At 37.0% G+C, this 7,017-nt stretch carries 5 protein-coding genes; all 5 read right to left on the bottom strand.

All coding sequences use genetic code 11. The features are described 5' to 3' along the window. Positions 1 to 242: type I restriction-modification system subunit M N-terminal domain-containing protein (locus tag AUR67_RS06230; protein ID WP_201024578.1), on the bottom strand; the 242-nt coding region annotated here is incomplete at its 3' end. Between the two features lie 55 nt (positions 243 to 297). Further along, positions 298 to 3,762 carry a DEAD/DEAH box helicase family protein gene (locus AUR67_RS06225; RefSeq protein ID WP_235591800.1) on the bottom strand — a complete coding sequence of 1,155 codons (3,465 nt, stop codon included), beginning with the start codon at positions 3,760 to 3,762 and terminating at the stop codon, positions 298 to 300. Between the two features lie 46 nt (positions 3,763 to 3,808). Next, complete coding sequence (gene csm6, locus AUR67_RS06220) at positions 3,809 to 4,927, bottom strand: CRISPR-associated ring nuclease Csm6 (protein ID WP_058584596.1); 1,119 nt, start codon at positions 4,925 to 4,927, stop codon at positions 3,809 to 3,811. 371 nt (positions 4,928 to 5,298) lie between these two features. Further along, complete coding sequence (locus AUR67_RS06215; RefSeq protein ID WP_058584595.1) at positions 5,299 to 5,748, bottom strand: hypothetical protein; 450 nt, start codon at positions 5,746 to 5,748, stop codon at positions 5,299 to 5,301. 98 nt (positions 5,749 to 5,846) lie between these two features. Continuing rightward, positions 5,847 to 6,248 carry a hypothetical protein gene (locus AUR67_RS06210; RefSeq protein WP_058584594.1) on the bottom strand — a complete coding sequence of 134 codons (402 nt, stop codon included), beginning with the start codon at positions 6,246 to 6,248 and terminating at the stop codon, positions 5,847 to 5,849. Between the last annotated feature and the right edge of the window lie 769 nt (positions 6,249 to 7,017).

The raw sequence follows: 7,017 nt of genomic DNA, 5'->3' as shown, positions 1-7,017 counted from the left end.
TCGGCCCCTAAGTGGCGAAAGTTTTGCCAACGCAAGTGTTGCTCGTCATCATTAAAACGGCGGGTAAATGGTTTATTGGTACGTGCACTGCGTTTTTCGTCAGCTTGCTCGCTCATATCAAGCATACGGGCGTACATTAAAAAGGTGATTTGCTCTACTACCGTTAACGGGTTAGTAATACCACCGGTCCAAAATTCTTCCCAGAGTTTATCGATTTTGCTTTTAAGTTGACCTGTGATCATTAATATTCAATTCCTAATGATTTTATATTTTGCTGCGCAGTTTGAAGAAATAAGCTTAAGGATGTAATTGCTTTTCTACTGCATTAATTTTAATGCCCAATGGTACATTAAATTGCGCAATAAATTGCTCAATTATATCGGCTTGTTGTTCACTAAATACGCCATCGAGCCCCATATCATGAACTTGAGTAAATGGCGCATCATAAAGTTGCTCAATATTAATACTGCCATAGCGAACAAGGTGATTTTTTAACATGCCAATAAAGCGCTGTTGTTTGGCATTCATATGCGTATGGGTTTGTTGAACAAACTCTGTAAAGCTTTGCTCAATTGCCAGCTTATCCATACCCACTATAGTGCGAAGTATTTTATCTAGGCTCGCTGTTGAGTCAGGGAAAAATTCTTTCAGTGTATTCAGGTCAACACTGGGGTTTTGGGTGTGAACTAGTGAACTTAACTGAGCAAGATCGGCCTCTGATACGGGCTCTCCGGCACGAATTTTTTTCAATACAGCATCTGTTTCAAATAGTGGCGCAAGGGTTTTTTCTACTTCTTGGCGGTATATCTGATAATCAATAGAGACTATTTTTGTTAGCCTGTCGGCTTCGTGTATTTGATTTGAATCTTCTTTTATATCAAGCACAAAGTCGCTTGTTGGCGGCGTCACGCTTTTATTACGCAAATGTATAATACTGCGTAAATCAACACGGCTTTGTTCAAGTGCTTTATGTGTTAAATATTGCCAATATTGATCTGTTTGGATCTCTGCTATTGCTGGTGCTTTTGCACGTACTTCGTTTAAGTGCATTTGTAGCGACTCAACTTTAGCCATGACATTTTGCTTTGCTAGATCAATTTGACTTGTATCAGTTAATAATAATGTTTGAATAACAGTTATTTCGCAATCAAGTTTATAGGCTTCACTTTGCCCCATAATATTGCGCCATTGCATTAGTGGTGCAACTTTTTCAAGTAAATCACTGACTGTATTTGGTGTAAATTGATTTAGGCGTTTTAGGTCTTTATAGGTTTCTACTACTTGCCAATTATCGCGCACTGATATTGATTCCATTGGTAAAGAATTAATATCTTGGTGAAGTAACGATATAGTTTGATCAAACACATCCATATTGGCTTTTTTAAGCGCTGTTTGTGCGAGGTTTATGCGCGTTTCAAACAGTTTATGCAACAGTGATTTAGCTTGTTTAACGTCTTCTTCTTCTGGGTTTTCGTCAAAGTATTCAAAGTTTGCCCAATGATCAAATATTAAGAAGTGTGTTTTATGCTTACCTGAGCCATATAGGTGCTCACATAAGCGTGTGCCTCGCCCAATCATTTGCCAAAATTTCACTTTTGATTTAATTGGCTTAGCGAACACAAGATTGACACACTCGGGTACATCAATGCCAGTATCAAGCATATCTACCGACACAGCGATACGAACACTATTTTCGTCACTCGATTTAAAATCGTCTATTAATTCTTCGGCACGTTCATATTTTGAATGAATAACGCGGCAAAAATTAGCACCATGTTGTGGGTAAAGTTCGCTAAACAATTGTGCTAAAAGCTCTGCATGAGCTATGTTACGGGCAAATATAATTGTTTTACCTGGTAGCTGTCCGTCTTTGTCACGCAGGCCTTTTTCCATCAGGTTACGCAGTATTAGCCGATTGGTGTCTTTATTTTTAACGGCTTCGTCTATTTGTTTTGCATCAAAGTCAAGCTCGTTAGGGTCTATACCTTGATCTTCTAATTGTGCTATTTGCTCATCAGTAAGATTGTCTTTTTTAATACCTTCTCGTAAAAACTGTGTGGTGTAACTTACAATTTTGTAAGGTACTAAGTTACCTTGCTCTATAGCATCCTCAAGGGGATAGTTAGCGGTTGGTAGTTTGTAATCACAACCAAATAAATCACAGGTTGAACGCGATACCATTTCAACAGGTGTAGCGGTTAAACCAACTTCAAGCGCATCAAAGTATTTAAAAATATCACCATAAATATTGTAAATTGAGCGGTGTGATTCATCAGCGACAATAAGGTCAAAAAAACCCACATCATACTTGTTCATTATGCGAAGCATACCCGGATAGGTAGCGATAAATACACGTGCACTACCAGCACTGCTTTTAGCGCTTTTACCAACAATGTGGACTGGTTCATTAGTAAATTCAGTAAATGCGTTGCCTGCTTGTTTACGTAACTCTTTACGATCACATAAAAATAATACCCGTTTTGCCCAGCCAGCATCGAGCAAACGTTTAGCAAGAGCAATAGATACGCGGGTTTTACCTGTTCCCGTTGCTTGAACTATAAGCGCTTTGCGGTGCTTATCACTAAAACGCTCACACACGCGGGTGATTGTTTCCATTTGATACAAACGACCCGCAACATTTGTGTCTATTGGCGTTTGATTTAGATCTTTTTTTAGAGTGCGTTGCTTAAGTAAGTATTGCAGAGAATCTTTTGAATAATAACCATATAAGCCTCGACTATTATAACCTTGTGCATCATCGAGGATTTTAATGTCCCAACCATTCGAATAAAAAATAACGGGGCGCTGGCCATATTGCTTTTCTAAAGCATCAGCGTAGAGCGTCGCTTGTTGACGACCCTTTTCAATATTTTCACGAGATCGTTTTGCTTCAATAACAGCAAGAGGTTGACCATCGTTATCCCATAAAACGTAATCGACATAACCAATACCTGTTGGTGTTGGTTGCTCACTCACTTTTACTTCTTTGCCAACTTCTTCTGTTGATTCATCATCAAGTGCAACATGCCAGCCTGCATTACGAAGATCTAAATCAATAATTCGTTTACGAGTTTCGTCCTCGTTAAAATCAAAGCTAGAACTAACTATTTGCTTATTAAGATTTTGTACTTGTTTTAGTTTTTCTTGATTGATCGCTTGCTTTAGCTTTGCAGCTTGCTGTTGTGCTAATTTTTGTGCAAGCTCTGCAGCTTCAAGCTCATCTAGAGCACGCTTTAAACGAGCTTGGTTCTCGGCTAATTGCTTTGTAAGCTGTTTGTTCTTTTTAGCAAACTCAGCATCGCTTTGATTACTTGGTTGAACTTGTTCAGGTACTTTAAACTCTGGACACTCTTGTTGAGACCCTTTTGCATAAGCCATAAACAAATAAGAGGCAATAAAATAGCTTTCTTTTAATATCCATATAGCTTGCTGTTGATCTACTCTACCTTGATGGGCAGCTTGATTACCACTTTTACGAATTGCATGGAGTTTATCCGTAATTTGTCTTGGCACTACGCTTGTAAAGTCATCGGCAGTGAGTTTATCGAATATATTAGAATTTGGTAAAACAGGCAGGCATAACTCTTCATATAAAAAGCCAACAACTTTCTCTGCAAAGCAACGCAATTTTACCAATGAGCTTTGAGGATCGCTGATAGCATACTCTTCAGCAAATGCTGCAAGTTGGTGTAATTCAGGCCATCGTTGTTTGATATGTTCAAAGTTCATTGAGTGTTTCATTGTTGCTAATTCCTTTTTCATACTACTTGCTTGTACTATTTTTATACTTTTACAAGCTTGTAAAATGCTATACCAATTCTATTTTTACTTTGCCATTTAGTGCATTAACTTGATAGATAGTCCCACAGTCAACAGTGGTTGAATCAATTAACAACTTTTCTGCTAACTCAATAGGCAAGGTATTATTAAGTTTTTTATTAATTCGGCTACGAGTTTGCTGAACAAACGTTTTTTCCATTGGCTTTAGGCCACTTAAGTTATTAATTTTAAAATCTTCCGGCTCGATTCCAAATGTATCACGAAATACTCGTAAGTCAGTACCTAGCTCAGAAAACTGAGTTAAATAAGCCTCTGAATAACTTGTTGTATCTTCAAAATAACGATCAACATTGAGTTCGTACTGATCAAGTAACCATAAGTAAAATGCCATTTCTTTTGCCGTTAAGCTTATATCAATCCCCGCGAATGTTAACTGCTTAGCAGAAGGGTTTATAACTAATGAAATTACTTTTGAGTTGACTGTATTAAGACTTGCTACTGTTTTACTGAAAGATACATTTTTGATACTGGTAAGCACAGAGTTATCAATTAGGTTACGCATGCGAACATAAGGTATGCTCGTTAAAGTAATATTGGCATTTTTGCAATCGACCGATTTCCCTGCTTTATTTTTTACAAACTTTGAATGGGGAGTCGGGTACCAAAAGTCTTTTAGAAATTCAAAGCTCTCATCTACAAATACATGACTTAGAGTGTCTTGCTCACGCCCAAAGAGAGACATGGCATATCCTAAGTAAAACGCCATTGTTTTACGTCCACCTGCAATTGATGCATGTATTGCTGTATTCTCAAGTTTGGTTAACTCATCTACCTTACGGGTTATAAAATCTGCCATATAGACCTGATCGACCTCAGTGCTGGCATCAAAAACAGGTTGACCGTTTTGATCTTCAATAAGCCAAATATTTTTCTCAGAAAACTCAATCTCTGGCAATTTGTAGTCTGTTAATAACTGTTGAAAATGACCTTGGTTGAACAGCCCATCTACCAGCAAAGGTTTGGCACTTTGCGTTGTGATGACATAGATTTCGTTTGGCAGACTTTTGCCTTGCTTATGGATAGCAAACAAGGTTTCTGTAAGTACTTGAGGACTAGCCCCTGTGATGATGAGTAATATGTGTTTCATTCAATTTCCTTTTGATGAAACTGAATAATATCTGAATATTAAATAAAATCAAAAAGTATGAGACGAATGCTATTTTTATGATTTATTGACGATGTATATTTTGCGAACTTTCTTAATACTTAAATGTAAAAAAGGAGTAGCACGCTACTCCTTTATTGTCCTCAAGCCTCGCCTTACATTATCGTTGGCAATACGCTTTTGCATTACCACAATGGAAAAGTATATTTGCGTACAATTCCCTCACTAGTATTATCAGATGAACTCTGACTACCCAGACATTGAGTAGTGAGCCGGCAAATAACGGCTCGTGGCGTATTTCGTGAGTTATGATTAGGCCGCTATTTTTAAATGCAAAAATAGCTTTCTTTATCCTATGAATGCGTTTGTTTGATTTGCGATATGGTCTCTTTTATAGAGTTTCGAGTACGCTCATTATTAATCTCTGGCTCGAACTCACGCTCAATTTTTTCCTTAAAGTCATCATCGAAGTCATTCTCTAATTCCGTATCGAATAGATCATCAAAGCGCTCAGGGGTTTCGTTGCAAGGTTGGTCATCGTAATCCGAATAATCAAAGGTGCCCTCCTGAATATCTTGGAGCAGAAAAACCATCATTTTATAAAACAACACTTTTACACCACGATAGTTTAGTTGCTTATTGGCATAAACATCAGGCTCGACAATTGACCAAAGCGCCTCAAAATCAGGATTTTCTTTGTTTAACATTAAATGATTAATTTTATGGTCATTTTTGCGAATGATACTGTATAAAGCATCAATTAAATCTACGAAGTTTAATGTACTTACATATCTTAAAGACATGCTTTTCTCCTTTAGTTCAAGTTATAAAAAAACTTTTTAACTAGAAAGGAACGAGAAAGGGGAAATATTAAGAAAGCGAACCCGAAGGTTCGCCAGTATTAACTTTTTTCGATGATTTCTAACCAGCTATCTTCAGCGTGACTGAAGAACGTTGTTGGTTTAGTTAAAAATATCGCTTCGAACTCCGCTGAAAATAAATGACAGAATTCTTTTATTTGCTCAATGTACAGCAGCAAAAAAGCATACATTTCTACACCATCTAAATAGCGCCCTGAAAAATCAGGATTATCATCAAATAGCTGCTTTGAGATGCTAATACCCAATACACTACCTACCCTATCTCTGTGCATATAAATGTAATGGCTAAAACTAAGCTCGATTGAGTCGCTTGTAGACGCTTCATCAACATCTGCTAATAGCAGAATCGTTGAATTGTCATCCCAAGGTGATTTACTCGCGCGTTGATACTCTCTGATGAATTGTGATTTTGATGTACTCATGAGTTTCCTAGTTAGTGTTTGACCTAACACTAACTAGGCTTATGTGATGGTAACGAATAGTAAGTAACAGAGGTAAGTTTCATCTCTGTGTTACGCTTTTCTCATTCAGTGTTACGAGTTAATGGCGCTGTGTTACGTAGTAATTTAAATGAAAATCAAGAAGGGAAAGCGTGTGAAAAAATGCATAAAATTGATAAAAAAGTCGATTTAGTTAATACAATTTGCTTTTCCATCAAACTTAGTTAATACTTAGCTTTGTTGTTGATTTGTCAAAAATCACCAACACAAAAAAGAACACAGCAAAATTCAACTATTTGTTTTTCCTCATTAAATTCTGGCACCTAGTACTTATCACAGTTAATACATTTGTTATTGATGAGTAATGCCATGACACACCTTTAAGCACGATAATGGAGTATTGCCTTTAAAAGCTAATCTAGATTCAAAAAGCAGCGAAAATTGCAGCCGCGTAATATAGATTGCTGCGAATGAAGTTTCTTTGATCTAGATCAAGTTTAAAAGTAGTTAAGATCCTTCGAGAGCGATATTTCAGTAGTAATGTAGTGAGATTATCTATCGAACCAAGCTATGTGATGAAATAAGTGAGAGGTTTTATAACATCTAGATTTTGCTTACTCATACCAGCGGCAATAACAAGCGCTATATAAACTAGAGTTTTTTCGTGGAAAGAGGCTATAAGAATGGGTTCTAAATTTGACTTAACCGAGTAATGTCGGGAAAAATAAATTTAGGAGCCCTTAATGAATAA

The organism is Pseudoalteromonas sp. XI10 (assembly GCF_001469895.1).
In the GTDB taxonomy this organism is placed as follows: domain Bacteria; phylum Pseudomonadota; class Gammaproteobacteria; order Enterobacterales; family Alteromonadaceae; genus Pseudoalteromonas.
This window is presented reverse-complemented; position numbering and strand designations above follow the sequence as displayed.